The organism is Mesorhizobium sp. IMUNJ 23232 (assembly GCF_044326205.1).
Taxonomy (GTDB): Bacteria; Pseudomonadota; Alphaproteobacteria; order Rhizobiales; family Rhizobiaceae; genus Kumtagia.
The window spans coordinates 12,763-37,447 of the sequence record NZ_JBIRCY010000038.1 but is presented as its reverse complement, the minus strand read 5'-3'; the positions used below and the strand labels follow the sequence as shown (position 1 = coordinate 37,447).

Below are 24,685 nucleotides of genomic sequence, written 5' to 3'. Positions count from 1 at the left end.
AAAATTTTTGTGCCGACCTCTTGAAACCGGAAAATTCCAAAACTAGCTCGATATTCGCGCGATGCCTGAGAGGGGTCGGCGCGCCCCGCACCGAACCGATATTGCCGGCCGGGTGCGGAGGAACCTCAAAATCTGTTTGTCCATGAGGAGAACGACATGACGTTCCGTCCATTGCATGACCGTATCCTGGTCCGCCGCATCGAGGCCGACGAAAAGACGGCCGGCGGCATCATCATCCCCGACACTGCCAAGGAAAAGCCGCAGGAAGGCGAGGTCATCGCCGTCGGCCCAGGCGCCCGCAACGAGGCCCGCCAGCTTCAGCCGCTCGACGTCAAGGCGGGCGATCGCATCCTGTTCGGCAAATGGTCCGGCACCGAGATCAAGCTCGACGGCGAGGACCTCATCATCATGAAGGAAAGCGACGTGATGGGCGTGATCGAACAGACCGCCACGCTGAAGAAGGCCGCCTGACGGCTTCTCGAACGTCAATCAGTCAACGAAGCTGCCTAATTGAAGGAGTGATCCAATGGCTGCAAAGGAAGTAAAGTTCCATACCGAAGCCCGCGAGAAGATGCTTCGCGGCGTCGATATCCTCGCCAATGCGGTGAAGGTGACGCTCGGTCCGAAGGGCCGCAATGTCGTCATCGACAAGTCGTTCGGCGCGCCACGCATCACCAAGGATGGTGTGACGGTCGCCAAGGAAATCGAGCTCGAGGACAAGTTCGAGAACATGGGGGCGCAGATGGTGCGCGAAGTGGCGTCGAAGACCAATGATCTTGCCGGCGACGGCACCACGACCGCGACCGTGCTGGCCCAGGCTATCGTCAAGGAAGGCGCCAAGGCGGTGGCCTCCGGCATGAACCCGATGGACCTGAAGCGCGGCATCGACAAGGCGGTGGATGCTGTCGTCGCGGAACTGAAGAGCAATGCCCGCAAGGTGACCAAGAACGACGAGATCGCCCAGGTCGGCACCATCTCGGCCAATGGCGATGCCGAGATCGGCCGCTTCCTTGCCGAGGCGATGGAAAAGGTCGGCAACGAAGGTGTCATCACCGTCGAGGAAGCCAAGACCGCCGAGACCGAACTTGAGGTGGTCGAGGGCATGCAGTTCGACCGCGGCTATCTCAGCCCGTACTTCATCACCAACCAGGACAAGATGCGCGTCGAGCTCGAAGAGCCCTATGTGCTGATCCACGAGAAGAAGCTCTCCAACCTGCAGGCGATGCTGCCGGTGCTGGAAGCGGTGGTTCAGTCGGGCAAGCCGCTGCTGATCATCGCCGAGGATGTCGAGGGCGAGGCGCTGGCGACGCTGGTCGTCAACAGGCTCCGTGGCGGACTCAAGGTGGCAGCCGTCAAGGCGCCGGGTTTCGGCGACCGTCGCAAGGCCATGCTGGAGGACATCGCGATCCTCACCGGCGGCACGGCGATCTCGGAAGATCTCGGCATCAAGCTGGAAAACGTGACGCTGCAGATGCTCGGCCGCGCCAAGAAGGTGGTGATCGAGAAGGAAAACACTACCATCGTTGACGGTGTCGGCCGCAAGGAGGAGATCCAGGGCCGCGTCGCCCAGATCAAGGCGCAGATCGAGGAGACGACCTCCGATTATGATCGCGAGAAACTGCAGGAGCGATTGGCGAAGCTGGCCGGTGGCGTTGCCGTCATCCGTGTCGGCGGCTCGACCGAGGTCGAGGTCAAGGAACGCAAGGATCGTGTCGACGACGCGCTGCACGCTACCCGCGCTGCGGTCGAGGAAGGTGTGCTGCCGGGAGGTGGTGTGGCGTTGCTGAGGGCCGCCAAGGCTCTTGATGCGGTGCAGGTCGATAATCCCGACCAGAAGACCGGTGTCGAGATCGTGCGCCGCGCCATCGAAACCCCGGTTCGCCAGATCGCCGAGAATGCCGGCGCCGAGGGCTCGATCATTGTGGGCAAGCTGCGCGAGAAGAGCGAGTTTGGCTGGGGCTGGAATGCCCAGACCAACGAGTTCGGCGATCTCTACAGCCAGGGTGTCATCGACCCGGCCAAGGTCGTGCGCACCGCCCTCCAGGACGCGGCATCGGTCGCCGGTCTGCTCGTCACAACCGAGGCGATGGTGGCCGAGAAGCCGAAGAAGGAAGCGCCGGTTCCTGCAATGCCGGGCGGTGGCGGAATGGACTTCTGAGATCTCGATGAAGCTGCCCGCTCCCTGATCGGGAGCGGGCGTCTGTCAGACCGACTTCGGAGGATGCCATGAATATGATGACAGGTATTGGAAGCGTTCCGTCTCCGACACATCCGGCCAAAGAGTTTCTGGCCCACGAAACGGAGTGCAGGAGCGCGCTGAAGCCGCTGCTGGACGGACTGATCGACATGGCCGAATCCGCCGGTTGGAGCCGCCGGACGGCTGCTTCCACGCTGATGTTCCTCGCCGCGCAGCACGTGTCGGCATCGGCGACATCCGTGAGCAGCGGATCGTGAAGCGCAGGCCTCGCTTCCGGGCGAGGTCTTTCCGGCATTGACGATGGTGGAAGCTCGCGCGAGCTCCACCGAACCGCAACGAAGGTCCGACATGATTCCAGGACGATTGCGTGAATGTCTGAAGACTCTGAGATGGAGCGCGGCAGACCTCGCCGAACAACTCGGCTGTCTCGAAAGCGAGGTGACTACCTGGCTTGACGGACGGGCCGTCGCGCCGATTGCGATAGCAGCCTGGCTCGAGGCACTGGTCAAGGCCCACAGGGCTCTGCCGCCACCCAGCCTAAGCAACCCGAAATCCACCCCGGTCAACGCACCGATCAAGCTGACGGATGTCGATATCGCCACACCTACAATCACGTATCCGGGGCCGGACGGCATCATCGTGCAGTCTGCCTACCGACGCCGCGCCACGCACGCGACTGCCGCACGTCCCGCGCCGCCGTCAGGACAACGGAAGGGAGTTTCGAGCCATGCAACACATCCGCTTTGAGGAACCCGTCACGGTCCTGGTCGGCATGGGATTGCCCGCAAGGATCGAGACTGTGTTGGAAGCATACGCCCTGCTGCAGGACTGGCCTGGTGCGAGCCGCAACAGCAGCCATGCCGTTGCGCTCAATGCCTGCAAGGCTGGCATTGCCGGCGAGATCGATGAGGAGACAGTGCGATCGACGTTCGTCGCCTTTGCCCGCCGCAACGACATACTCGTTCCGGACATGGACGCGCTAATGCCCGCAGTATCGACAGCATCGTCTCCCAGCGCAAATACCAGGACTTAAGCGATAGGGGTTAGGCCGCCGGCGTGGGCAAATCGGTCGGCCCATTTGCAAATCAGATGCTTTTTGCGATTGCTGGCCTTCTTGCAGATCGCGGCACAGGAATTTCGAGATGACGACAGAGACCACGGAAACGGAAACGAGAACCTTCGAGGCGGACGTCTCGCGGCTGCTCCACATGATGGTGCATTCTGTCTATTCCGACCGGGACGTCTTCCTGCGGGAGTTAATCTCCAATGCCGCCGACGCCTGCGAAAAGCTGCGCTACGAGGCGATCGGCCGTCCCGAACTGCTGGGCGACGACCCGAAGCAGCGCATTACGATCGCCGCCGATCCCGATAAGAAGCAGCTTGTCGTTGAGGACAACGGCATCGGCATGAGTCGCGATGAAATGGCGGAGGCGCTGGGCACCATTGCCCGATCGGGCACGCGTGCATTCGTGGAGCGCCTCGAAGCCGGCAAAGCAAACGAAGAGACGCAACTGATCGGCCAGTTCGGCGTCGGTTTTTACTCCGCCTTCATGGTGGCCGACAGGGTCGATGCAATCAGCCGTCAGGCGGGCAGGGGGGAAGCCTGGCGCTGGTCCTCCGATGGTAAGGGTTCCTATGATATCGGTTCGGTTGCACTTGGTGAAGCACCCAAGCGCGGCACCCGCGTCGTGCTCTATCTCATGGAGGACGCCGCCTCCTACACCGAAAGCTATCAGCTCGAACGGCTGGTGAAGTCGCAGTCTGGTCACGTGCCTGTACCCATATCTCTCATCGAGAAGCCCGGCTCAGAGGCGCGTGACATCGCGGACGGCACCGCTTTGTGGGTAAAACCGAAGAGCGAGATCAAGCCGGAGGAATACACGGATTTCTACCGCAGCGTCGCCGGCCAGTATGACGAACCGGCCGCGACGATCCATTTCCGCGCTGAAGGCCGGCAGGAATACAGCGTTCTGGCTTTCGTTCCCGGCTCACGTCCGTTCGATCTCTTCGATCAGGACCGCAAGGGGCGTATGAAGCTTTACGTGCGGCGCGTTTTCATCACCGACGATGCCGACCTCCTGCCGCGTTATTTGCGCTTCGTCCGCGGGCTGGTCGACTCGGCCGACCTGCCCCTCAACGTCTCGCGCGAGATGATCCAGGAAAGCCCATTGCTGGCCGCGATCCGGAAGGGCGTGACCAACCGTATCCTCGCCGACCTCGCCAAGCTGGCCGAAAACGATGCCGCAGCCTACGCGAAGATCTGGGAGAATTTTGGGGTCGTCCTGAAGGAAGGACTCTACGAGGACTACGAGCGGCGCGAAGAGTTACTCAAGCTGGCGCGCTTCTGGTCGACCGGCTTCGGCGAGGAACTGCGCAGCCTCGCCGATTACGTGGCGGCGATGAAGGAGGGTCAGAAGGCGATCTTTTTCATGACCGGCGAAGATCGCGCCCGGCTGGAAGCTTCGCCCCAGCTTGAAGGTTTCAAGGCACGCGGCATTGAAGTCCTGCTGTTGACGGATCCGGTCGACAGCTTCTGGGTGACGATCGCGCCGGAGTTTGAGGGAAAGCCGTTCAAATCGGTAACGCAGGGCGCGGCTGACCTTTCGGAGATCCCGCTTCTCGACAAGGCGGCAAAGTCCGACACCGAAACGTCATCGGAAATCGCCACGTTTCTGGCCTTCGTCAAGACAGTGCTCGGCGACTCTGTATCCGACGTTAAGCCCTCCGACCGCCTGACGGAAAGCGCGGTCTGCCTGGTCGCGCCGGAGCATGGTCCCGATCGGCAATTCGAGCGACTGCTCAATGCGGCAGGCCGTCTCGACAAGGCTGCGAAACCTGTTCTGGAAATCAATCCACGGCATGAGCGCATCGCAGAACTTGCAAAGCTTGGAAAGGATGAACGGGCCTTCAAGGAGGACATCGCACATCTTCTCTACGACGAGGCCCGTGTCCTCGACGGCGACAAGCCGGCGGATGCCAAAGCATTCTCGGAACGACTTTCTCGTCTCGTTGCCCGAGGGATGCATAGAAGTTGATCGAGGCAGGTTGGCTAAGCAGCGAGTCGCGATGGATCGCTGCGCGCTAACACGAGAGCGCGCTGCGCGTCGCTATTCCTCCCTGTCCCATACAAATAGCCATTGAAGACGGGCCGCTAAGGATCGCGCAACAACCCATCCTTATCGAAGGCGTCCCATCCGTTCAGACCGTTTCCTGTTTCATTGTGCCCCCTCTTCGTCCCCACAGGAACGACTTGCGGGGCCCCGCTTGAACGCGTCCGCGCCGCCTTGCCCGCGCCCCGCCGTCTGTTCTCGGCGACCTCTAGCGCGTCCTCCTCTCGCCACAGGGTCGGGAGGTCGCGATCAAGCGCATCTTCGACTTCGCGAGGATCGAAAATGTGGAAGGTAACCTTCCTGGCCCGGCCTCGCATCTTGACTGTCCGCGTCCCGATACTCTTGAGCCGGCCATCCCTCAGCCATCTCCGTCGCTCCCGAGAAGAAATGGAAAGGATGTCCTCCGCCTCGCGGGGAAGGACGGGTAGCGCCTCGACCCGCTCAAGCACCTGATCGATTTTCGCCGAGGCCGCCTCGAACTGATCGCGCTCATGCTCCTCCATTTGCATCGCTACGTTCCCGGCCTCGACCACAACGCATTTTCGCGCTGCCAAAGGCAACCGGGTCCGAATCTCGCGCTCGACGCGCTTGGTTCGAACCGAGGAGCCCAGTGTGGCTGACGCCGGCAGCGGCCAGCTCGCAGTTAGGAAATGAGACGTTGTCCTAGTCCGCATGCTCATCGGAAACGAACCAGCGATTTTGGGCGGTTGAACCCCGCTTCCTCCAGCAAGCCGCGCATCATCAGCGCATTCCTTGGGGCAAATCCTTCATAGTCATTGTTGAAATAGACCCAGGCTCTGCGCGCACCACTAGCGCGAATCTTATCGGCCCACTCAGCCAGTTCGCTGTCGGAATAGTCATGGCGGTACCAGCGCTGCGGACCGTGCAGCCGCACGTAGACATCATCGGCGGTGCGGACCAGCGCGTCCGAAAGTCGAGGCCCGCTGCAAGAGCAGAATATCGTGCCCGTCCCGCGGAAGGCGGCATAAACGGTGTCGTTCCACCAACTGGCATGGCGAAACTCCACCACGTTGCGTCGACTATGGTCAAGCTGACTCAGAATGGCGCCTAGCCGGGCCTCGGTGAAGTGATAGCTGGGCGGCAGTTGGAAGAGGAAGCAGCCCATCCGCTCACCGAGAATGTCGGCGATCAGTCCAAAGTCGTTCACAAGGGCCTGGGTGTCTTCGAACTTCTGGACGTGGGTAATCAGTTCACAAACCTTGACCGTGTATATGAATGTTTGCGATCCAGCTTGGCGCAGCCAACCTTTCACATTCGCGACGGTCGGCCACGAATAGAACGATGCGTTGATTTCAACGGTGTCGAAGCGCGCGGCGTAGTGGCCGAACCATTCGCTTGTTGGAAGCTCTTCTGGGTAAAACGGTCCGCGCCATTTCCAATAGAACCAGCCGGAACAGCCGACAAAGGCCGATGCCGCCAAAGCGGTAGACTGGCCTTCCGGAGACGTCGCCGCCAGCCGGGCCAGGTGCATCTTTTCAGCCCGTCCGATGTTAGCCGCGCGCTGCTTCTCTCGTCGCAGTCTCCGCCTTTCCCGGCGTTCCTCGGGTCCGATTTTTCGCTTTATGACGGCAGTTTCGTTCATGGCAGACCTCCAACCCTCAACGGCGGAAGCGGCCATATGGCTCCGGGCCAGCACCTCTACCTCAATTGATCAAACGTGCATTGGCGAGGAGTCTTATCCGGTCGCCATCGCAACAGTTTCGTGCCGTGCCGGAACCGGTTGTTCGTCACATGGTCAAAGCGCACTTCAACGACCAGTTCAGGTCGAAGCGGTTCCCAGGCAGCACTTCGTTCCGTGCTCCAGCGGCTCGGTCCTCCGGGTGCATTGCCGGTGAAACCGGGAGATTCTCGAAGTCCTTCCAGACGGCGCGTCAATTCCGGACGGGCGGCGTTGGAGATCGTGGAGGTGAAGCCGACATGGTCGAGCCTGCCCTCCGGGTCATAGAGGCCAAGCAGCAATGACCCAACCTGCTGCCTGTCAGCAAGATAGCGGAATCCGCCGACCACGCAGTCGGCGGTCCGCATCGGCTTGATCTTTACCATGGCACGCTCACCGGGCAGGTAGGGATCGTCCAGACGCTTCGCGACGATGCCATCTGTCCTGCCGCCCGCGCTCTTCAGCCATTTCTTTGCCTGCTTGGCGTCCACCGTGGCGGGAGAGAGCTCGATACCTGCGGCGTCCGATGATTTGACGAACGCCTCCAGGGCGGAACGTCGCGCGGCGAGCGGCCGGTCGAGCAGAGTTTTCCCGTCGGTGTCGGCCAGCATGTCGAACAACATCAGCTTGGCGGGCGTTTCCGCTGACAGCCTGCGGATGCGGCTTTCAGCAGGGTGCAAGCGCATTTGCAAAGCATCGAAGGAGTATTCGCCGGAACGCTCCATCAGGATCTCGCCATCGACGACGAACTGCCGCAACGACATCCTGAGCAGGCGCTCGACAAGCTCGGGAAAATACCGCGCCAGCGGCTTTCCGGACTTGGCGCGAATGTCCACTGCATCTTCGGCTTTGAAGGCCAGGCAACGAAAGCCATCCCACTTCGGCTCATATTGCCAGACGCCTGTTTCAACGGGGATGGTAGTCGCGAGTTTCGCCTCCATGGGCGCCGTGTCGACTGACAGAAGGAATTTGGCCGCAGCACTCATCGCATGGTCCGCGCACGGCGTGAGCCGGTCCACAGTTCGAGTAATGGTCCCCCACCGCCATAGACCGGATCCTTTCGGGGCTTGGCAACGCTGGGAATGTCCTGAGCCGCGCCGGTATGATCCTCGCCGCTGGTGCATTCGTCGTAGCTCCCATCCGGTGGATAGGCGCCGACGACCAGAAAATCCTCGCTTGCGCCAAGACACTGATGCCCGGTACCGGCAGGCAGCACAGCAACGTCCCCAGCCTTTATTGTCAGTGTATGACCGCGCTTGCCGCCGAATTGTACCTTGGCCGATCCGCTAGCGATGCCGAGCACCTCATGGATGCGCGAGTGGTAGTGAACGTAGTCGTAAATCCCGTTCCGCCAGGAACTCGTCCAATCATTGCGCTGGAAGAGATCTTCGAAGATGGCGGCAGGATCAAACTCTGGCGGCAAAGCGGCGGCGCTTCGATAGACGATCAGCGGCCAGTATGGGTGATTGGGAACAATGCCATCGTCCTTGAAATAAAATGTATGGGCTTTGCGCGGGCGGCGGAGGCGTTCCAGATCGTTCTGCGACGGCCTCTGCCAGCCGGTCACCTTCTCGACGAGTTTCTTTCCATTTTCGAGAATAGGCATGTGTACTTTCCCACGCCTCGCATCGCAGATGCAAACGCGGCCTCTGCACAGCAGTTCCGTGATGAAGGGCCGCACCGCGGCGCTCGGTCAAGTTACGGGAATGATTGAGCGAGTTCCGGGTCTACGGAGCTACATCATGTTATTGGGTCAATTTCGATCATGCTCGAACTGCTCGGCCCACGGAAGCGGATGCATCCAGACCTCACGCCGGCCGACCCAAAGCTCGTAATCCGGGATGATTGCGGTCGGCGCGTCGTCGAGAGATCCAAGCATGATCTCTGCCTCGTCATCGCGAAGCCACGCGATACGAGCACCGCAGGCGGGGCAAAAACTGCGCTCGGCAAAGACTTTCATCTCGCCGGAACATTCAAACGCTGAAGCTGGCCACACCCCGAAAGGGGTAAAATGGCTGCCGCTGGCCTTGCGGCAATCCAGGCAATGGCAGATGCCGGAACGAAGCGGCTCACCGCTCAGAGTGTAGCGTACTGCCCCACATAAACACCCACCGGTCCGTTTGACCTCTCCGGACATCACAAGCACCTCGGTCCGAGAGAGGTGTGAAAGACGAAACCCGGTGTCAATCTCTGTGCTCCGGCATGTCCTTCAACTGGTCTTTTGTCCAGGAAGTCACGGCGTGAATGTCGCCGTCCTCGTCGCGCATGAAATCGAGTTCGCTGGCTGGCACAGCGACGGGCTTGGCGCCTATTCCGAGAAAGCCGCCGACATCGATGACGACCTGCGCCGTTCCGCCAGCGCCGTGAACGTGAGACACGGAGCCGAGATTCTCGTCGTCTGGCCCGTAGATCGTGGCCCCTTCAAGGTTGGCTGGATTCAATTCCGCTTCGCTCAGACGAACATGATTGCTGTGATCCATGGCAGGGCTCTCCGTTTGAGTTCGGAGATAAATTCACAGGCTGGCGAACCGTTCCGACTCTGGAAGGTGCGGAGATCGACGAGGTTGCCTGCCAACATTAAGGAGGGTGCTCGGCCCGTTCCGTGTCTTTGCCGATCAAGCTGCCATCAAAGGAGAGACTGCCGGCCCGTTCAAGACCGTGCCATCGGGAGCAAAATGCGAGCCATGGCATGAGCAGTCCCAGCATTGCTCGGTAGAATTCCAGGCGACTTCGCATCCAGAGTGCGTGCAGGTGGCGGAGTGCTGATGGAGTTTTCCGTCGAGATCGCGACAAGCGGCGATTTTTCGCAGGCCGTCGCGAAAGATCGCGCCTTGCCCAAGCCGGAGCTCGCCCACGGACTTCAGCTCGCCCGGCATCAAATATCCGGCGAGATTTGTGACCACGGACAGATTTTCTCGAACGTAGTTGGCCACGCCCGAGGGCGTCTTGCGCGACGGCTTATAGACCGCCGCCCAGGGGTTGTCCTTACCCGTAATCAGATCCTTCAGAATCAGACCAGCGAGGGCGCCATGCGTCATGCCCTGGCCGGAGTCACCGGTGACAACATAGACGGACTGGCTGCCGGCATTGAGACCGATGAAGGCGCAGTAATCGATCGTGTCCAGGACCTGCCCGGACCAGCGCGTGACCTCCTTGCCCAAGCTCGGCACGAGCGCGCGTATCCAGGCTTCAATCGCCTCGAAACGGATGTCGCCGTCGTCGGCCTCGCCGGATTTGTGGTCGGCGCCACCAGCGATCAGATAGTCGACCGATCCCGGCCCAAGGTTCATTCGGACGTAGTGATAGGGATCGCCGGTGTCCCAGAACAGCGCGTCGGGCAGGGTGCCGCGCGGCAGAGTGAAGGCCATCGCATAGGTGCGATAAGGCGACATTTTGGTGTGGAGTTGGAAACGATCGTTGATCTGGGAATTCGTCGCCACGACCGCCGACGCTGCTTCGATCACGCCGCCACTCTCGGTGGAAACGCGCACGCCGCCCTCAGGCAATTCCTCGACGGAGAGCACGGGGCTGTTGGCGAAGATGCGGCCGCCTTTGTCAAGGATGGCTGAGGCTAGACCGCGAAGATATCGCAGTGGATGGAAGGTGGCCTGGTTGGGATAACGCAGGACGGGCGCATTCTCGAATCCTTTGAGCGGCACTCCGGTCACGAGTTCGGCAGCCGCCCCGACCTTGCGTGCCGCATCGAATTCCTGCTGGCGCTGATCGCGGGCTTCCTTTGGCTCGACGCCCATCGCGGGGAACAGGAAGGCGTCCAGACGGCGGAACTTGCAGTCAATGCCAAGCTGAGCGACGTTCTCCTCGATGCGCGCGACGGCCGCCTCCTGGCTTTCCTGGAAGAGCCGCGCGGTTTCTTCGCCGCGCAGATTGATGAGCGTACTCAGGCCGTCATCGCAAATTGGCGCCAGGTGTGCTGTCGTTCGCGAAGTCATGCCGCCGGCAATCGGCCCGCGGTCGATGACGATCACTTTCTGTCCGATGCTGGCGAGTTCGTAGGCGACCGACAGCCCGGCGATACCGGAGCCGATGATCACGGTATCGCAGCTCTTCTTTCCCGAGAATTTCGGCGCGCGGGGATAGACCTCGACGTTCATCCAGAGCGATCGGGTCTGTTCACCGCGCGCGTTCATGCCGAGGACCTCTGGACGGCGGCCAGTCAACTCGACGCCTTTTCGTTGACTTTCCGGTCGGCGATCGCGGTCAGCTTCTTGTCGGCCGCCTTTTCCTCGTTGAGCGTCGTGGTCAAGAGCGTGGCGACAGCCTCGTTGCCACTCTCCTCCGCCCAAGCGATCAACGTTCCGTAGCGTGTGATCTCGTAGTGTTCGACGGCCTGCGCAGCGGCGATCAGAGCTGCGTCGAGCACCTTTTTCTCGGCCACCTCGCCGGCGATATCGTTCGCTTCCTTGATAATGCCGTCGATCGCTGGGCAGGTTGTTCCCTCTGGCTTTTCGCCGATAAGCTCGAAGGCTTGTTCAAGCCGCTGAACATGTTTTTCCGTTTCGGCTAGGTGCGCCTTGAAGGCAGCCGTCAGGTCGCGGTTCGTCGCCTTTTCGACCATGTCGGGCAGCGCCTTCAGGATCTGCTTTTCGGCATAGTAGATGTCCTGCAGTACGTGCAGGAACAGATCGTCCATCGTCTTGATGTCTTTCGTAAACAGACCCACGGCGCGCTCCTGGATTTGGATTTGGACAGGGTTTGTTGAGAACGCGCGGCGCGAGCGCCCGTTCCGGCCACTAACCGCGGGCGCGTCGCAGGAACGATTGCCTTCGTCCGTCGTTGCGACGTGTCGGACAAATGTCCGGCCAATCTCCCAAATTAATGGAATATCGTCATGACCGATTGCCCGCCGCTTCAGGATCCTCGCAAGCAATATCCGGCGCCGCCGTTTCCCGAGCAACCACAACCCATGCCGGGCCTTGCCCGAAAAATGGACCCCGTCCCCGACCATGGCGAGGAGAGCTATCGTGGTTCCGGCCGGCTGCAGGGGCGCAAGGCGCTGGTGACCGGTGGGGATTCGGGAAAAGGGCGCGCGGCGGCGATCGCTTTTGCCCGCGAAGGCGCGGATGTCGCGATATCCTACCTGCCGGAGGAAGAGGCGGACGCCAAGGAAGTCATCGCTGTCATCGAGAAGGAAGGGCGTACATCCATCGCACTGCCGGGCGACATCAAGGATGAGGCGTGGTGCCGGGAGCTGGTGGAAAAGACCGTCACCGGCCTGGGCGGTCTCGATATCCTGGTCATCAATGCCGGCCGACAGCAGTACCGGGAGAAGATCGAGGATCTGTCGACCGACGACTTCGACAAGACGATGAAGACCAATCTCTACGCGCTCCATTGGATCGCCCAGGCGGCTGTCCCTCATATGCCGGCCGGCGGTTCGGTGATCACCACAGCTTCCATCCAGGCCTATCAGCCTTCACCGATCCTGCTTGACTATGCTACGACGAAGGCCGGCATCGTCGCTTACACCAAGGCGCTCGCGAAGCAGCTTATCGAGCGGGGTATCCGCGCCAACGTCGTCGCGCCCGGCCCGGTCTGGACGGCGCTACAGCCGAGCGGCGGGCAGCCGGACGAAAAGGTCAAAAAGTTCGGACAGGACAGCGACTTCGGCCGGCCAGGCCAACCGGTGGAACTGGCGCCGGTTTTTGTGCTGCTCGCTTCGGCGGAGGCGAGCTTCATCAATGGGGAGGTCTACGGTGTGACCGGCGGCAAAGGAGTCGCCTGAGGGGTTCCGCGAGCACACCGGCATGTTCGAAGGCTTCAAGCTGGAATTCATCGATGTGGGCGAGGCGGTACTGCGCGTCCGTCATGGCGGCTCCGGCCCTCCGGTTCTCCTCCTCCACGGTCATCCGCGCACGCATACGACCTGGCACCGCGTTGCACCGCTTCTGGGCGCTGATCACACCGTCGTCTGTCCGGATCTGCGCGGCTTTGGACAGTCATCGAAGCCGGCTGACACACCGGATCACGCGAGCTCGTCAAAGCGCGCAAAGGGCGCCGATTGTGTCGCCTTGATGCAGAAGCTCGGATTCGAGCGTTTCGCGATCGTGGGACATGACCGCGGCAGCTATACGGCCTTCCGCGCGGCGATGGATCATCCCAAGGCGATTACCCATCTCGCGGCACTGGACGGTGTGCCGATCATCGAAGCGCTGGAGCGGTGCGACGTCGGCTTCGCCTCGGCTTGGTGGCACTGGTTCTTTTTTGCGCAAGCCGAGAAGCCGGAACGCGCCATATTAGCAAATCCCGAGCTTTGGTATCCAGGCACACCGGAGCAGATGGGAGAGGAGGCCTACGCCGACTTCCTCGCCGCCACCCGCGATCCTGAAACGATCCATGGAATGCTGGAAGATTATCGTGCAGGCCTCGGCATCGACCGGCAGCACGACGAAGCGGATCGGCGCGCCGGGCGGAAAGTGCAGTGCCCGACGCTGGCGCTTTGGTCGCTGCGTGATGATCTCGAACAGCTGTACGGCGATGTTCTCGGCGTCTGGCGACCATGGACCACACGGCTAGAAGGACGCGGACTGGACTGCGGTCACCACATGGCGGAGGAAGCGCCGGATGAACTGGCAACCGAACTGCGCCGGTTTCTAAACGAGGCCGGAGAATAGTCGGCTTCCCAACCCCTCTCACTGACGAAGGTAATTTCGTTCAATTTGCGCCAGCGTTCGGCGCGGGCTCCTCGGTCGAGATTGCGTCGGTCGTTCGACCCGGTAATTCGGGAGATCCATCGGCATGGTCGATGGTGATCTTGACCGGACCGGCCTCGATCTCGCCAAAGGGTGAGGCGAAGGCAATCTCCGCGGCGTCCCGGCCAACGCCGATCCGGACCAGCCCGTCGAGATTGGCTTGCCGCGTTCCATCGAAGAGCCACCAGCGGCCGTCAAGATATGCCTCGAATACCGCATGGAAGTCGCGCGGCTCCAGCCCGTAGGCATAGCAGCTCACGAAGCGCGCCGGAATATTGAGCGCGCGGCAGAATGCGATGCCGAGATGTGCGAAGTCGCGACAAACTCCTGCCCTGAGTAGGAGGCTTTCGTCGGCAGTGGTTTGTTCGTTCGACGAGCCACGACGGTAGTCGATATTGTCGTAGAGCCAGTTGCAGATCGCGGTGACGCGGCTGTGACCCTTTGGCAAATCGCCAAACTCGCGACAAGCAAATGCAGATAGCCTGTCCGAGGGGACGAACCGCGACGGCAGAAGAAAAGGCATGATGTCGAGCGGGATCGCGTCGAGCGGAGTTTCACCGATCGTCGCCGGGTCGGCGCGAAAAACATCGAGGGTGACATCGGCCTCGTAGACGATCTTCAACGGGCCGGGCTGCGCCGAAACGCTCACATAGCGATTCTGTATGTCGGGAACCGTGTAAGTCCGACGCGGAAGGTCTGGTGTGACAGTCAGCCGCTCAACCAGATCGTGATGCCTGAGCAGCCTCGCCACTTCAAGGTTGAAGATGAAGACGGTGGGCGCTTTCACCTCATAAGAGAGATCACACCCCAGGCGATAGCGTACGGTCACGACAGATCCCCAGTCATTGAGATCGGCACTGCCGACCACATCACCGCTCACGATCACCAGTGCGTTTCGTGGTGGGATCGATAGCGTCGGCGACGGCTGCCTTCTTGCCCCGTGGTAGCACGGTCATCAGCAGGATGAACGCGGAAAGGATGAGACAGACAGCGTTGGTGATGATGATGGGCCACTCGTCTTTCATCAACCCGAATGTCAGCCAGAGCGCGAAACCAGAAACTGTGAGCGCGTACATTGGTGCCGAGATGCTGCCAGTGTCACGTGTCTTGATGATTTTCCACGCCTGCGGGGTGAAGCTGGTCATCGAACAGAAGGCTGCGAGGTATCCGATGATGGTGACCGTTTCCATGAATGCCGAGCCCGCGTTAGGAGCGAGCGGGCATATCCGCCCGTTTGAGATCCGATACCCGGACGACGCCGTGCTGACCGATGAAGGTCAGCGTCGAATCCGTGCTCTGCGCTTGCGACACGCCGGAGATCCGATGGTCGCCGGTCTCGTAGGCCGTAATCTGGCCACGATCGTCGATGACGAGGCGACGCATCTCGGGAAACACTGCATAGCGCATATCATTTTGCGATCCGACGGAAGAAGGAACACCAAGCTCTTGGGGCCACCATGAACCGGCGTTGCGAGTGCAGTCAGAATGATAACTGACAGTGCGACCATCACCCCGGTCCTCAGGGTGGTCGCGCAGGTATCTCGACAACTCACCGGCAATGGCATTGAGCTTTGCTTTAAGGCTGTCGTTGAACATGTCGCCGATCATGGTCATGCCGGCAGACCATTGCGACATCCCGCCGAAGTCGGCATGGCTGAACTGAGCCATGGTTCCGCCACCGCGGCGCAAGGCATTGAAGACCGCCCTCACTGCGTCCTCGGAAACGCCGTGCTCACGCGCAAGCCTCGCAGTCACTTCAGCTTCTCCCCGTGCACTCGCCATAAATGCTTCCTCATAGTTTTGTTACGACAGACTACCCGCAGACAGGAACTGCCATCTCGCCAAGGGGTAGCACTGTCGAGAATTTTGCTTCAGTATGATTGGTATCCTGGGAAACTGCAGTTCCTTAGTGTTCGCGTTGGCAATTTGGGCCAACCATGACGCCAGTTCGGTCTGCTGCAAGGGCGGCCTTGTGCTTTTGCGCGTCTTCCACCACCGTCGCGAAACGTTTGGCTGAGTGTGGCCAGGACCAGTTGCGCAGAACTGTCTCGCGCGGACGGAAATCGTCGAGGTTTGCCAGCATCGCCTGCAGAACAGCCGAAAACTGATCTTGCCCCGCCGACCGGCCAGTTGGCGGCATGATGAACTGCAGGCCGCAGGTGAGGCGGGAATTGGCGAGCACGGGTAGGCCGGCCAGCATGTACTCCGTAAGAATAGCAGGCGCGCCGTCTTCCTCGCCGCAGACGACGCCGACACGGGCAAGGTTCATCAGACGGTTGACTTCAGCAAACCCCACACCCGGCGGCCCCACGAAGTCGACGGAAATGCCGAGTTCGCGGACGCGTGCGCGCAGAGCGTCGCCGAGTTCACCATAGCCGCAAACGCAGAGTGCCCGCGTCGAGAAGGGCATCTGCGCCAAGGCGTCGAATAGCACCTCATGCTTCTTATAGGCCTGCGCGGCAGCGACGTAGACGACGTCGTAAATCTTTTCGAGGCGAAGCGGGAAGAAGGTTTCCGGCGACGCGAATTCCGGGCCGATGGGCATGATCGCCGTCAGCATGCCGGGATGACGGCGCTCGACTTCCTCGGACTGCCATTCGGCGCCGGTAAGCACGATGTCGAAATGCCGGCCGACATCGTCGGACACGCGCAGCGCCGGCGCGTCGATCGAATTGTAGATCCTGACGCTGGTGGAACAGGCTTCCAGAATTGACGCGTCAACGCCCAGCCCCCAGACGCAGAGAATGTCCGGCGGTCCGAAGGCCGCTATATGGCCAAGCATGTCCGTGGAGGAAAACGGGCGGCTGCCGGGATCGTCGGGCCGGAAGGAGTGTCTGGTCAGCCCCGGCGGCTCGACTGACCATGGCGGGAGCGTGGGCTGGGCCGAGAAAGACCATATTTCGGCCGTGTCGCACAGTCCTTGCCGCACGGCGGCAAGCGGCAGGCGTTCGAGATAGCCTCCGACCACGGCGGGTTTTTCTGAAATGTCCAGACCGTATGCCGTTCCCGGCGCGGGGCCGCGCTCGCCCGAACGCCATGAAGCGGCTGCCTCTTCGAGCGATGGGACTTGGGTCGGCATCATCCAGCCGTCGCAGAAATCGCTGATCACGACGATGCGCCTCGGGTGCCTGTCATGCGGCATCGGCCGCTCCGGGACAACTGCTCTCGTTGTCCTGCCGCCAGCGTTCGATGGCGGCGGCGAGCGGCGCATGCACCTCGCGCCGGCCCTTCGACAGGCGGCTGGAGAAGAGCCCGCTCGGGCAGTCGCGATCGTCCTCCCAGCCGACATGGTCGATGATCGGATAGAGGCAGATGCCTTCGACCGGCACGCCGACGGCATGCGCGGCCTCGACCTCTTCGATGATCATGGAGAACCAGGCGGCACGGCCATCGCCCTCGGTCCCGGTTTCGGCGACGAGCAGCGGACGACCGTAGCGGGCGTAGGCCTCGGTGAGAAAGTAGCGAAAGGGCTTGGACTGCGGATGGCCGGCGGCGACAGGCGGCCCGCCGAACAGCCACTGATTGTCGTGGTAGTAGTTGAGGCCGACGATATCGAGCAGCTTCGCCTCGCCTCCGAGCTGGGGCCAGAGGCGCCCGGAAATCAGGTCGAAGGCCTGGAACTGTGCCAGCCGCGCACCCTCAGCCTCGCCACGCTGAAGCGGTCGGGACGGGTCGGCTGCGATGTTGATCGCTGGTTCGCAATGCACGAAGCGCGCGCGTGGATCGATGGCCAGGATTTCGTGCATCGCCGCGATGGCCGCGCGCGCGAGCTGGATCTTCAGTTCGAAGCCGCGCCCGCGTGCCCAGGGATTGAGATAGGCCGCATCGCCGCCGCCCCAAGCGTGGAACGATATCTCATTGATCGCGCAGTAGAACGGGATTTCGCCCGTCTCGTCACGAACGGTTTTCGCGGCGGCTGCCGCGAAGCGTGCGAAGCGGTCCACGAAAGCTGGCGACCAGATGTCGAGGTCGTCCGGCCAGCCATAGTGCATCAGGTCCCAGACCACCTGGCTGCGCTGTCCCTTCGCGGCTCGCAGCATCGGCAGGAAGCTAGACCAGTCATAATTGCCGGGCTGCCGTTCGATCAGATGCCAGCGCAGGCCGTCGCGGACCGTGCGGATCCCATGTCCGGAAAGCTGCGCATAGTCGGCAGCGGCGTGGCGGTCATGGCCCGTCGCCGCAAGCAGGTCGAGGCGGTGCCCGTCGCGACGCTTGTGGGTGGAGCATTCGAAACCGCCCTGGAGGAAGCTGGCAAGCAGCGACGGGGATGGCGCGGGCTTGCGCTCCCTCAGCACGTCCTCGAACAGGGTCTGCCATTGCGGCACCACGACCTCGGCGGCGTAAGTGGCCTGCACCTTGTCGCACAGCGCGCGGCCGAGACGCGCGCGCAGCATCGGATCGCCGGCCAGCCGCTCGATCGCCGCGGCCGCGTCAGCAGGAGATTCATGCGGCATGAAGAGGCCGGAAACGCCGTGCTCGATCTGCTGCATCGAACCGTTGTCGGCGGTCGCTATCACTGGCAGACCCGCCGCCCCTGCCTCCGCGATGACATGCGGCATACCTTCGCCGCGGGAGAGCCAGACGAAGGCGTCCATCGCAACAAGCAGCGCCGGCACGTCGTCGCGGTCCCCGAGAAATGTCAGCGCACCGGAAAGACCGCGCGCGACGGCAAGCTGCCGCAATTTCTCGGCGTACTCGGGCATGAAGGCGTCCGGTCCGCCGATGACGACGAAACGCACAAGGGGTAGCCGAGCGTGGACGAGCGCGGCGGCCTCGACAAAATCCTCGACGCGCTTCTTGGCGTCTAGTCTGCCGACCCATCCGACCAGCAGCGCATCGTCGGACACGCCGAGGCTTGCTCGCATGCGGACGCGATCAAACGGCGCGAATTCAGACAGGTCGACCATGGAGGGAATTTCGAGCGCGTGGCGTTCGCGGCCCGGCATTCGTGAAGCCGCGGCGTCGCGGATCGAGCGGCAGACGCCGACATAGCGGCTGGTGAAGTGCTTGGGGCCGGCCAGTGCCTCGGAAACCAGGCCGCCATGCTCAACTAGCGGCGGACGCCAATGAAGCTTTTCGAGGGCGGGGTAGATGTCGGCGACGTTCTGGCAGGAAACGACGATGTCGTAGGCGGGGATTCTGTTGGCCAGATAGTCGACCGTGTCCTCGAAGGATAGGTCATAAGGCGTGCAATCGACATCGACGCCGAGCGCTTCCAGCTGACGGTGGGTCTGGTCCGGCATGCCGGTCTTGCGGAAGCACGCCACGACATCGATGCGGTAGCGCCGAGGATCGAGCGCGCGGGCAAGCAGCCGCACTTCCGTCTCCTCGCCACCGACCACCAGCCAGGCGAAGACGAACAGGATGCGGACTGGCTCGGGGGTCCCGCCCGTCATTCGAAGCTGAACACGATCTGGAGGAATTCAGGACGGTCGGACACCAGGCGCGTCAGGAAAGTGGGCGCCTCATCGATTGGCACGACATGTGTGATCATCTCGCGACGGATCCCCTCGCCATGTCGTTCCAGGAGCATGAGCGTCTCGGCCGATAGCCGGGGTCGGTCCCATAGATGCGCGAGCCCGCGCGGCACCCGGCCGATCTGGGCGCAGCGAAGCGACAGGCCGTTATGGTGGAACTCTTCGCCGAGCCGCGTTCGGTCCGCGCCACCCTGGTAGAAGGCGAGGTCGATGACCGTGCCCTGTGGTCGCAACGCCCGCAGCGCGTCGTGCAGGCTTTCGGATCGCGCGCGCGTCTGGAACACGAAGTCGGCACCGCGATCCCGCCCTCCCTTATGCCAGCGCGCTTTGGCATGCTGCCATGCTTGATCCTCCGTCATCGCCCTCACACCAAGCGCTTCGGCCTTCTCGCGCCGCCAGGCGGACGGTTCGGCGAGGATGATCTCTGCGCCGGCATCCTGCGCGAACAGCGCGGTGAGCAGGCCGACCGTCCCTCCGCCGACAACGACGACCGGACGCCCATCGAGGCTTTCCCCCAGATGCCGCACGTCCGGCCCGAAGATTTCCGCATCCGCATGCAGGATGCCATTGGCGGCGATCGGCCCCATCTGCGCGACGAAGATGCCGAGCATCGGGTCGATGCCATCCGGCATCGCGACCAGCAACTCGTGGAAGGGGTCGGCGGTGTGGCCCGATTTGTGGCCATAGCTTGCGGCGACGACGTCGCCGGCGCGGAAGCCATCCGCGCGGCTCTCGGTGATGCGCCCGACCTCCATGTAGCCGAGGAACGGCACGGGAAACCGCGCGCTCGGCTCGCCCTCGACGAACACACCGCGCTCGCCATCCCAGCGCGACCGCAGATAGGGATTGGTGTCCTTCAGGAAAGTCAGCTCCGTGCCGGCGGAAAAGCCGCTGTAGAGCGCGTCGAGCCGAATCTGCCCGTCCGATGGCGGTCCTTCCTCATAAGAGAAGAAATAGGGCCTTCCCGGTGTCTCGACGCCGAGCGAACGAATGGTGCGATGGTCAGGCATTGGCTATCCCCATGACCGGCTTGATTAGGACCGGCTGGCCGGACACGGCGGATTGTGCGATCGCCAGCGCGACATGGTGCGTCTTCAACGCTTCGCCATAGCGGCAGCGTATGCGGTTCGGCAGCCCGCACACGGCGTCGAGGAAATCGCGGTCCTCGCGCTCAACCGGGTCGCCTTCTGCATGCCGAATGGGGCGACCGCGCCCGACATCGACCATGATCTCGTGATCCGACAATTCGATTGCCATGCGGTCGGAAAAAAGATGAATTCCGGTGCGATGCGGCCAGCCCAGCAGGCAGGTCGCGGACAGCGTGCCGACCGCGCCTGATGCGACGCGCAGCGAGACTGCAGTGGCTGTCGCAATGTCGAGACCCGGAAAATCGTGGCGTTCAGCCGTACGGGCACCCAGCGCATAGACCTCGGTCACCTCGCCGACGAGATGACGGACAAGATCGATGACGTGGGTCGCCTGCTCGACGATCTGGCCGCCGGACCGGTCCTGCCGCCACCACCATTGCGGGGGCGGCGTCTGGTCAAGCCAGTAACCGTTGATCAGCGCGGCGGGATTTCCTGCCAACAGGCCCCGCGCTTCCTCGACCGTGTCGAGATAGCGCCAGTGGTAGCCGACACCAGTGACAATGCCATGGTCTTCAACCTTTCTGGCAATGTTTTGAGCAGATGCGAGGTCAAGTGAGACGGGCTTTTCGACGAAAAACGGCAGGCCGGCGTCGATGACAGCCACTTCAATGTCGCCGTGAGCGAACGGCGGCACGCAAATATAGACCGCGTCCAGACTTTCCCTGTCGAGGAGATCTGCATGGGAATTGTAAGCATTGGCTCCGAGCTTTCCAGCGAGTTCCCTCGCCCGGCCGAAGTCGGCATCAGCCACACCGACAATCGCGACATCGTTCATCTGAGACAGCACGCCGACATGTCGCGCAGCAATACCTCCGGCGCCGATGAAGCCTATCTTCAACCCTTCGCGCTCGACGTTCATGCTACGCACATCCTTTCGCTCGCCGCGCGGTATAGCGATGCCGTTTCCTGGCCCATACGCGTTGCGGTAAACCGTTCCTCAAAGCGTTTGCGTTCTGTGTAACCAACGGCCTGGCTTGTGGCTCCACTGGCGAGAGCCGCGACGATTGCGGCGGCAAGCGGCGACGGCTCGCCGGCAGATACCAGAAAGGGATGGTCGCTACCCAAGGCCTCGATGGTGCCGCCGATGCGGGTTGCGACGACCGGCAAGGCAAGCGCCATCGCCTCCAACACCGCAAGGGGAAGCCCTTCAAACAGCGACGGCAGCACGAACAAGTCGGCCGCTGCGAGCAGATCCGGCACGTCCGTGCGTTTGCCGAGGAACGCAACGTTGGATAACTCCAAGGACGTGGCCAATATCTTCATGGCCTCCCGATCAGGCCCGTCGCCAACCAAGAGAAAAACAACATGCTGCAGTTCGCGCGTCACTTCCTCAGCCGCGCGCAACAGGCAAGCATGACCTTTTTGCGCAGTGAAGCGCGCAACAGTGATTACAATCTGCGATTCGTCGGCGATGGCCAACGCTGCGCGGGTTTGGCTGCGTGTTCTACGCGCCACCGGCGTGTCGATGCCGTTGCGGATGGTCAAGGTATGGGCGAAACCCTCGGCCAGGTAGCTCTCTGCCGCGGCATCTGAAACGACGACGAGCGTGTCCGCTAGGTTCGCCGCTATGCGATGACGGGATTTTTGATCTGGATCTGTGAGCAGGTATGGGAGGTGCTCAGTGCGTACGACAGGAATGCCTACGTTCCAACCTGCTTCCACCAAATCATGGCCTTCCCAGCCGATGCCGGCATGGACGTGAAGGATTGCTGGACGCAGCGTTTTGAGCCATCCGGCAAAGGCGTCGTCCAGCCTAACGGTTTCAAAGCCTGCCTCGCTGCCACGGCTTATGAAGCGAGCCGCGTCGTCATTGGGAGGGAAGACGAGCGCGATATCATGCGTGGGTGAGAGCGCTCTTGCGAGCGTAAGCATGTGCTCGCCCACGCCGGAAGGCACCGCGCTGTCCGTGGCCAGCGCGATCAGGGGCCGATCGCTGGTCATTCTGCTGCCGCAGTCCAATTTTCGGCCGCCATGGCCTCGGCCTTCTCCAGTCGCCGGAACGTGGCAAGGGCCTGCCCGACGACCTGGTCCATGTTGTAATATTTATAGGTGCCGAGACGTCCGACAAAGATGACATCGTCCTGCGTGCGTGCCAGCGCCTCGTATTGCTTGTAGAGCGACTGGTTCTCTGGCCGCGGGATCGGGTAATAGGGGTCACCGTCGGCGCGAGCGTATTCGTATGAAATGCTGGTTTTTGCGTGGCTCTGGCCAGTGAGGTGCTTGTATTCGGTGACGCGGGTGTACGGCACGTCCTCGGATGGGTAGTTGACGACCGCGACGGGCTGAAACTGCTCCTGATCCAGCGTTTCGTGGCGAAATTCAAGACTGCGATAGGGCAGCGGCCCTAACCGATGGAGAAAAAAGGCGTCGATCGGCCCTGTGAAGATGGTGCGGCGCGCAAGTTTTTCGCCGTCCAGATCTCGGTGATCAACCCCAGTCTCGACGCGAATGTTGTCGTGGTAGAGCATATTCTCGAAGAGACGCGTAAAGCCGTCTGCCGGCATTGCCTGATAGGTGTCGAGGAAATAGCGGTCGTCGGTCGATGTGCGAGTCGGGATGCGAGCCGTCACGGATTTGTCAAGCTGCGAGGGATCGAGTCCCCATTGCTTGCGCGTGTAGCCCTCGAAGAAAGTTCGGTAAAGGTCAGTGCCCACTTGGCTGATGACCACATCTCGCGATGTACGGATGTCTGCTACCGGCTCGGCCCGGCTTGCAAGGAAGTCGGCAGCGGCAGCCTCATCCTTCAGATCGAGTCCATAAAGTCCATTCAGCGTCGTGCGGTTGATAGGAATCGGTATGAGCCTTCTGCCTACGTCGGCAAGTACGCGATGTTCGTAGGGACGCCAGCGCGTAAATCGGGAGAGATAGGCAAAGATTTCCTCACTGTTGGTATGGAAGATGTGCGGTCCGTACTTGTGAATGAGAATGCCGGCTTCATTGCGCATATCGAATGTGTTGCCCGCGATATGCGGGCGACGGTCGCAGAGGAAGACCCGCTTGCCGGACGTAGCTAACCGCTCGGCTAGTACCGAACCGGCGAAGCCTGCACCGACGACGAGATAATCGTAGGGTGCTGCGCCGGTCGGCCGAAAGATAACCGGCTTCGCTGGGGTGCTAACCATCTCGCTTTTCTTCGCGATGGCTTCGTCGACCAGCGCTGACATGTTCAGGAAAGTCTGGTCCCAGGAGGTGCGGGCCAGAAGCCTGTCGACCGCCGGAAGCCAGGCATTGCGATTTCTCGACAACGCAAGTGCCTGCTCGCAGGCTGCAATGAAGGCATCGGTGTCGCCGGCAATCAGGACGCCCTCAACATCGCCATAGTGGCGTACGACGTCTGGAACGGGTGTTGAAACCACGGGTCTGCCTGCCGCCAGATATTCCGGCGTCTTGGTCGGGCTGATGAAACGCGTCGCCTCGTTGATCGCAAAGGGCATCAATGCCACGTCCCAACCGGCCAGGCATGCGGGAAGTTCGGCATAATCCTTGCGACCGGGATAGTGGATATTTTTCGCCTGAGGCAGCGACAGTGGGTCGATCTTGGCGATCGGCCCAACCATGACCATCGACCAGTCTGGCCGCGCCACGGCCAGCTTTGCGATAAGGTCGAGGTCGATACGCTCGTCGATAACGCCGTAATAGCCGAGAACAGCCCGTGATTTGGCTGAGTTGGCGGAAGCGGCGGCACTCGAGCGCGCGGCGACGAAATGCGCAAAGTCGACGCTCGAGGGGAAGGCATGGATGTTGCCATGCTGATACCGCTTTGCTTCATAGATACTATGGCCTCCGGTGAAGACGACGTCGGCGTGCTGCATCAAAAGCTTTTCGCGCGCGCGCAGATCGGGAGGCGCGAAGCGGAAAGCCGACAGTTCGTCCATGCAGTCGTATACCACTGCTGCGGCATCGATATGCTGTGCAATCGGATACATGACCGGTGTGTAGAACCACAGGATCGGCCGCTCGGCACCGGTCAGCGCAAGTAGTTGGTCAAGCAGGCGCGACAGCGCGGCTTGAAGCCGTTCACTCTGCCATGCATGTGGGATACGTGGCCGCACGGCAACGACTTCCGTACCGTCGAAAGCGTGGAATTCGAGATAGGGCAGGTGATGGTCTGTCGGGATGTGCTCTTCCCAAAAGAACACCCGGCGGTGATTCGAAAATCGCTGCATGAGATGCTGCGGCCGCTGAAGAACGAAATCCCAGCGCAGGTGCGAAAAGCAGATCAGGGGGTAATCCCCGAAAGTGCGTTCTAGTTCGGAAGATGAGAGCGAGACTGTGACGTTCAAGGCAGCATTCTCTTGGATACTAAGGCCGAAACGAGCGGCGAACGGAAACACCCATCGGGCTCGTGCCCGATGTTGGAGCTGG

Annotated in this window: 24 protein-coding genes; 7 read left to right on the top strand and 17 right to left on the bottom strand. The window is 61.6% G+C overall.

All coding sequences use genetic code 11. The features are described 5' to 3' along the window. The first annotated feature begins 156 nt into the window (after positions 1-156). From ACH196_RS24400 to htpG, 5 genes are all read left to right on the top strand, one after another. On the top strand, positions 157-471 hold the full coding sequence (locus ACH196_RS24400) for a co-chaperone GroES (protein ID WP_396649537.1): 315 nt from the start codon (positions 157-159) through the stop codon (positions 469-471). A 55-nt stretch (positions 472-526) separates the two neighbouring features. Further along, positions 527-2,158: a chaperonin GroEL gene (gene groL, locus ACH196_RS24395; protein WP_396649536.1), complete on the top strand. Its 1,632-nt coding sequence runs from the start codon at positions 527-529 to the stop codon at positions 2,156-2,158. 68 nt (positions 2,159-2,226) lie between these two features. Then, a complete protein-coding gene (locus ACH196_RS24390) occupies positions 2,227-2,454 on the top strand; it encodes a hypothetical protein (protein WP_396649535.1) in 228 nt (75 codons plus the stop codon). A gap of 470 nt (positions 2,455-2,924) precedes the next feature. Beyond that, the gene (locus ACH196_RS24385; protein ID WP_396649534.1) at positions 2,925-3,230 is read left to right on the top strand and encodes a DUF982 domain-containing protein; all 306 of its coding nucleotides are present in this window, start codon (positions 2,925-2,927) and stop codon (positions 3,228-3,230) included. 109 nt (positions 3,231-3,339) lie between these two features. Beyond that, on the top strand, positions 3,340-5,232 hold the full coding sequence (htpG, locus tag ACH196_RS24380; RefSeq protein ID WP_396649533.1) for a molecular chaperone HtpG: 1,893 nt from the start codon (positions 3,340-3,342) through the stop codon (positions 5,230-5,232). Positions 5,233-5,348: 116 nt separating this feature from the next. Here htpG and ACH196_RS24375 read toward each other — a convergent pair whose 3' ends face one another. From ACH196_RS24375 to ACH196_RS24340, 8 genes are all read right to left on the bottom strand, one after another. After that, positions 5,349-5,816 carry a hypothetical protein gene (locus ACH196_RS24375; RefSeq protein ID WP_396649532.1) on the bottom strand — a complete coding sequence of 156 codons (468 nt, stop codon included), beginning with the start codon at positions 5,814-5,816 and terminating at the stop codon, positions 5,349-5,351. A 167-nt stretch (positions 5,817-5,983) separates the two neighbouring features. Next, positions 5,984-6,910: a DUF72 domain-containing protein gene (locus ACH196_RS24370; RefSeq protein WP_396649531.1), complete on the bottom strand. Its 927-nt coding sequence runs from the start codon at positions 6,908-6,910 to the stop codon at positions 5,984-5,986. A 56-nt stretch (positions 6,911-6,966) separates the two neighbouring features. Next, the gene (locus ACH196_RS24365; protein WP_396649530.1) at positions 6,967-7,971 is read right to left on the bottom strand and encodes an ATP-dependent DNA ligase; all 1,005 of its coding nucleotides are present in this window, start codon (positions 7,969-7,971) and stop codon (positions 6,967-6,969) included. Beyond that, entirely contained in the window at positions 7,968-8,591 is a 624-nt protein-coding gene (locus tag ACH196_RS24360) for a cupin domain-containing protein (protein ID WP_396649529.1), read from the bottom strand. Before ACH196_RS24360 ends, ACH196_RS24365 begins: the two co-directional genes overlap by 4 nt. Positions 8,592-8,738: 147 nt before the next feature. Further along, positions 8,739-9,122, bottom strand: coding sequence for a GFA family protein (locus ACH196_RS24355; protein ID WP_396649528.1), 384 nt, complete (start codon positions 9,120-9,122; stop codon positions 8,739-8,741). A gap of 46 nt (positions 9,123-9,168) precedes the next feature. After that, entirely contained in the window at positions 9,169-9,465 is a 297-nt protein-coding gene (locus tag ACH196_RS24350) for a PRC-barrel domain-containing protein (protein ID WP_292772840.1), read from the bottom strand. Positions 9,466-9,600: 135 nt separating this feature from the next. Further along, positions 9,601-11,133 carry an FAD-dependent oxidoreductase gene (locus ACH196_RS24345; protein WP_396649527.1) on the bottom strand — a complete coding sequence of 511 codons (1,533 nt, stop codon included), beginning with the start codon at positions 11,131-11,133 and terminating at the stop codon, positions 9,601-9,603. Positions 11,134-11,159: 26 nt separating this feature from the next. After that, entirely contained in the window at positions 11,160-11,666 is a 507-nt protein-coding gene (locus tag ACH196_RS24340) for a ferritin-like domain-containing protein (RefSeq protein WP_396649526.1), read from the bottom strand. Between the two features lie 168 nt (positions 11,667-11,834). Between ACH196_RS24340 and ACH196_RS24335 the strand changes: the two genes are divergently transcribed. Both ACH196_RS24335 and ACH196_RS24330 read left to right on the top strand, forming a co-directional pair. After that, entirely contained in the window at positions 11,835-12,728 is an 894-nt protein-coding gene (locus ACH196_RS24335) for an SDR family oxidoreductase (RefSeq protein ID WP_396649525.1), read from the top strand. A gap of 22 nt (positions 12,729-12,750) precedes the next feature. After that, a complete protein-coding gene (locus ACH196_RS24330; RefSeq protein ID WP_396649524.1) occupies positions 12,751-13,617 on the top strand; it encodes an alpha/beta fold hydrolase in 867 nt (288 codons plus the stop codon). Between the two features lie 40 nt (positions 13,618-13,657). Here ACH196_RS24330 and ACH196_RS24325 read toward each other — a convergent pair whose 3' ends face one another. The 9 genes from ACH196_RS24325 to glf all read right to left on the bottom strand — a co-directional run bounded on the left by ACH196_RS24325 (position 13,658) and on the right by glf (position 24,486). Further along, complete coding sequence (locus ACH196_RS24325) at positions 13,658-14,524, bottom strand: transglutaminase family protein (protein ID WP_396649569.1); 867 nt, start codon at positions 14,522-14,524, stop codon at positions 13,658-13,660. 40 nt (positions 14,525-14,564) lie between these two features. Next, positions 14,565-14,885: a SemiSWEET family sugar transporter gene (locus tag ACH196_RS24320; RefSeq protein ID WP_396649523.1), complete on the bottom strand. Its 321-nt coding sequence runs from the start codon at positions 14,883-14,885 to the stop codon at positions 14,565-14,567. Between the two features lie 16 nt (positions 14,886-14,901). Then, positions 14,902-15,450, bottom strand: a complete 549-nt coding sequence (locus ACH196_RS24315) for a hypothetical protein (RefSeq protein ID WP_396649522.1) — start codon at positions 15,448-15,450, stop codon at positions 14,902-14,904. A gap of 151 nt (positions 15,451-15,601) precedes the next feature. After that, on the bottom strand, positions 15,602-16,837 hold the full coding sequence (locus tag ACH196_RS24310; RefSeq protein ID WP_396649521.1) for a glycosyltransferase: 1,236 nt from the start codon (positions 16,835-16,837) through the stop codon (positions 15,602-15,604). Then, a complete protein-coding gene (locus tag ACH196_RS24305) occupies positions 16,827-19,091 on the bottom strand; it encodes a glycosyltransferase family 4 protein (RefSeq protein ID WP_396649520.1) in 2,265 nt (754 codons plus the stop codon). Before ACH196_RS24305 ends, ACH196_RS24310 begins: the two co-directional genes overlap by 11 nt. Continuing rightward, positions 19,088-20,182, bottom strand: coding sequence for a zinc-binding dehydrogenase (locus tag ACH196_RS24300; protein ID WP_396649519.1), 1,095 nt, complete (start codon positions 20,180-20,182; stop codon positions 19,088-19,090). Before ACH196_RS24300 ends, ACH196_RS24305 begins: the two co-directional genes overlap by 4 nt. Continuing rightward, positions 20,175-21,179, bottom strand: coding sequence for a Gfo/Idh/MocA family protein (locus ACH196_RS24295; RefSeq protein ID WP_396649518.1), 1,005 nt, complete (start codon positions 21,177-21,179; stop codon positions 20,175-20,177). The genes ACH196_RS24300 and ACH196_RS24295 overlap by 8 nt, the downstream gene beginning before the upstream one ends. Then, a complete protein-coding gene (locus tag ACH196_RS24290) occupies positions 21,176-22,261 on the bottom strand; it encodes a glycosyltransferase (protein ID WP_396649517.1) in 1,086 nt (361 codons plus the stop codon). Before ACH196_RS24290 ends, ACH196_RS24295 begins: the two co-directional genes overlap by 4 nt. Further along, positions 22,258-24,486: a UDP-galactopyranose mutase gene (glf, locus tag ACH196_RS24285; protein WP_396649568.1), complete on the bottom strand. Its 2,229-nt coding sequence runs from the start codon at positions 24,484-24,486 to the stop codon at positions 22,258-22,260. Before glf ends, ACH196_RS24290 begins: the two co-directional genes overlap by 4 nt. Positions 24,487-24,685: the final 199 nt, after the last annotated feature.

Excerpts from the sequence above, each read along its gene's own strand:
- ACH196_RS24385 (WP_396649534.1), top strand. The coding sequence starts at position 2,925 with ATGCAACACATCCGCTTTGAGGAACCCGTCACGGTCCTGGTCGGCATG.
- ACH196_RS24300 (WP_396649519.1), bottom strand. The coding sequence starts at position 20,182 with ATGCCTGACCATCGCACCATTCGTTCGCTCGGCGTCGAGACACCGGGA.
- ACH196_RS24355 (WP_396649528.1), bottom strand. The coding sequence starts at position 9,122 with ATGTCCGGAGAGGTCAAACGGACCGGTGGGTGTTTATGTGGGGCAGTA.
- htpG (WP_396649533.1), top strand. The coding sequence starts at position 3,340 with ATGACGACAGAGACCACGGAAACGGAAACGAGAACCTTCGAGGCGGAC.
- ACH196_RS24330 (WP_396649524.1), top strand. The coding sequence starts at position 12,751 with ATGTTCGAAGGCTTCAAGCTGGAATTCATCGATGTGGGCGAGGCGGTA.
- ACH196_RS24310 (WP_396649521.1), bottom strand. The coding sequence starts at position 16,837 with ATGCCGCATGACAGGCACCCGAGGCGCATCGTCGTGATCAGCGATTTC.
- ACH196_RS24290 (WP_396649517.1), bottom strand. The coding sequence starts at position 22,261 with ATGACCAGCGATCGGCCCCTGATCGCGCTGGCCACGGACAGCGCGGTG.
- ACH196_RS24360 (WP_396649529.1), bottom strand. The coding sequence starts at position 8,591 with ATGCCTATTCTCGAAAATGGAAAGAAACTCGTCGAGAAGGTGACCGGC.
- ACH196_RS24400 (WP_396649537.1), top strand. The coding sequence starts at position 157 with ATGACGTTCCGTCCATTGCATGACCGTATCCTGGTCCGCCGCATCGAG.
- ACH196_RS24390 (WP_396649535.1), top strand. The coding sequence starts at position 2,227 with ATGAATATGATGACAGGTATTGGAAGCGTTCCGTCTCCGACACATCCG.
- ACH196_RS24305 (WP_396649520.1), bottom strand. The coding sequence starts at position 19,091 with ATGACGGGCGGGACCCCCGAGCCAGTCCGCATCCTGTTCGTCTTCGCC.
- groL (WP_396649536.1), top strand. The coding sequence starts at position 527 with ATGGCTGCAAAGGAAGTAAAGTTCCATACCGAAGCCCGCGAGAAGATG.
- ACH196_RS24335 (WP_396649525.1), top strand. The coding sequence starts at position 11,835 with ATGACCGATTGCCCGCCGCTTCAGGATCCTCGCAAGCAATATCCGGCG.
- ACH196_RS24320 (WP_396649523.1), bottom strand. The coding sequence starts at position 14,885 with ATGGAAACGGTCACCATCATCGGATACCTCGCAGCCTTCTGTTCGATG.
- glf (WP_396649568.1), bottom strand. The coding sequence starts at position 24,486 with ATGCAGCGATTTTCGAATCACCGCCGGGTGTTCTTTTGGGAAGAGCAC.
- ACH196_RS24375 (WP_396649532.1), bottom strand. The coding sequence starts at position 5,816 with ATGCAAATGGAGGAGCATGAGCGCGATCAGTTCGAGGCGGCCTCGGCG.
- ACH196_RS24370 (WP_396649531.1), bottom strand. The coding sequence starts at position 6,910 with ATGAACGAAACTGCCGTCATAAAGCGAAAAATCGGACCCGAGGAACGC.
- ACH196_RS24295 (WP_396649518.1), bottom strand. The coding sequence starts at position 21,179 with ATGAACGTCGAGCGCGAAGGGTTGAAGATAGGCTTCATCGGCGCCGGA.
- ACH196_RS24365 (WP_396649530.1), bottom strand. The coding sequence starts at position 7,971 with ATGAGTGCTGCGGCCAAATTCCTTCTGTCAGTCGACACGGCGCCCATG.
- ACH196_RS24350 (WP_292772840.1), bottom strand. The coding sequence starts at position 9,465 with ATGGATCACAGCAATCATGTTCGTCTGAGCGAAGCGGAATTGAATCCA.
- ACH196_RS24345 (WP_396649527.1), bottom strand. The coding sequence starts at position 11,133 with ATGAACGCGCGCGGTGAACAGACCCGATCGCTCTGGATGAACGTCGAG.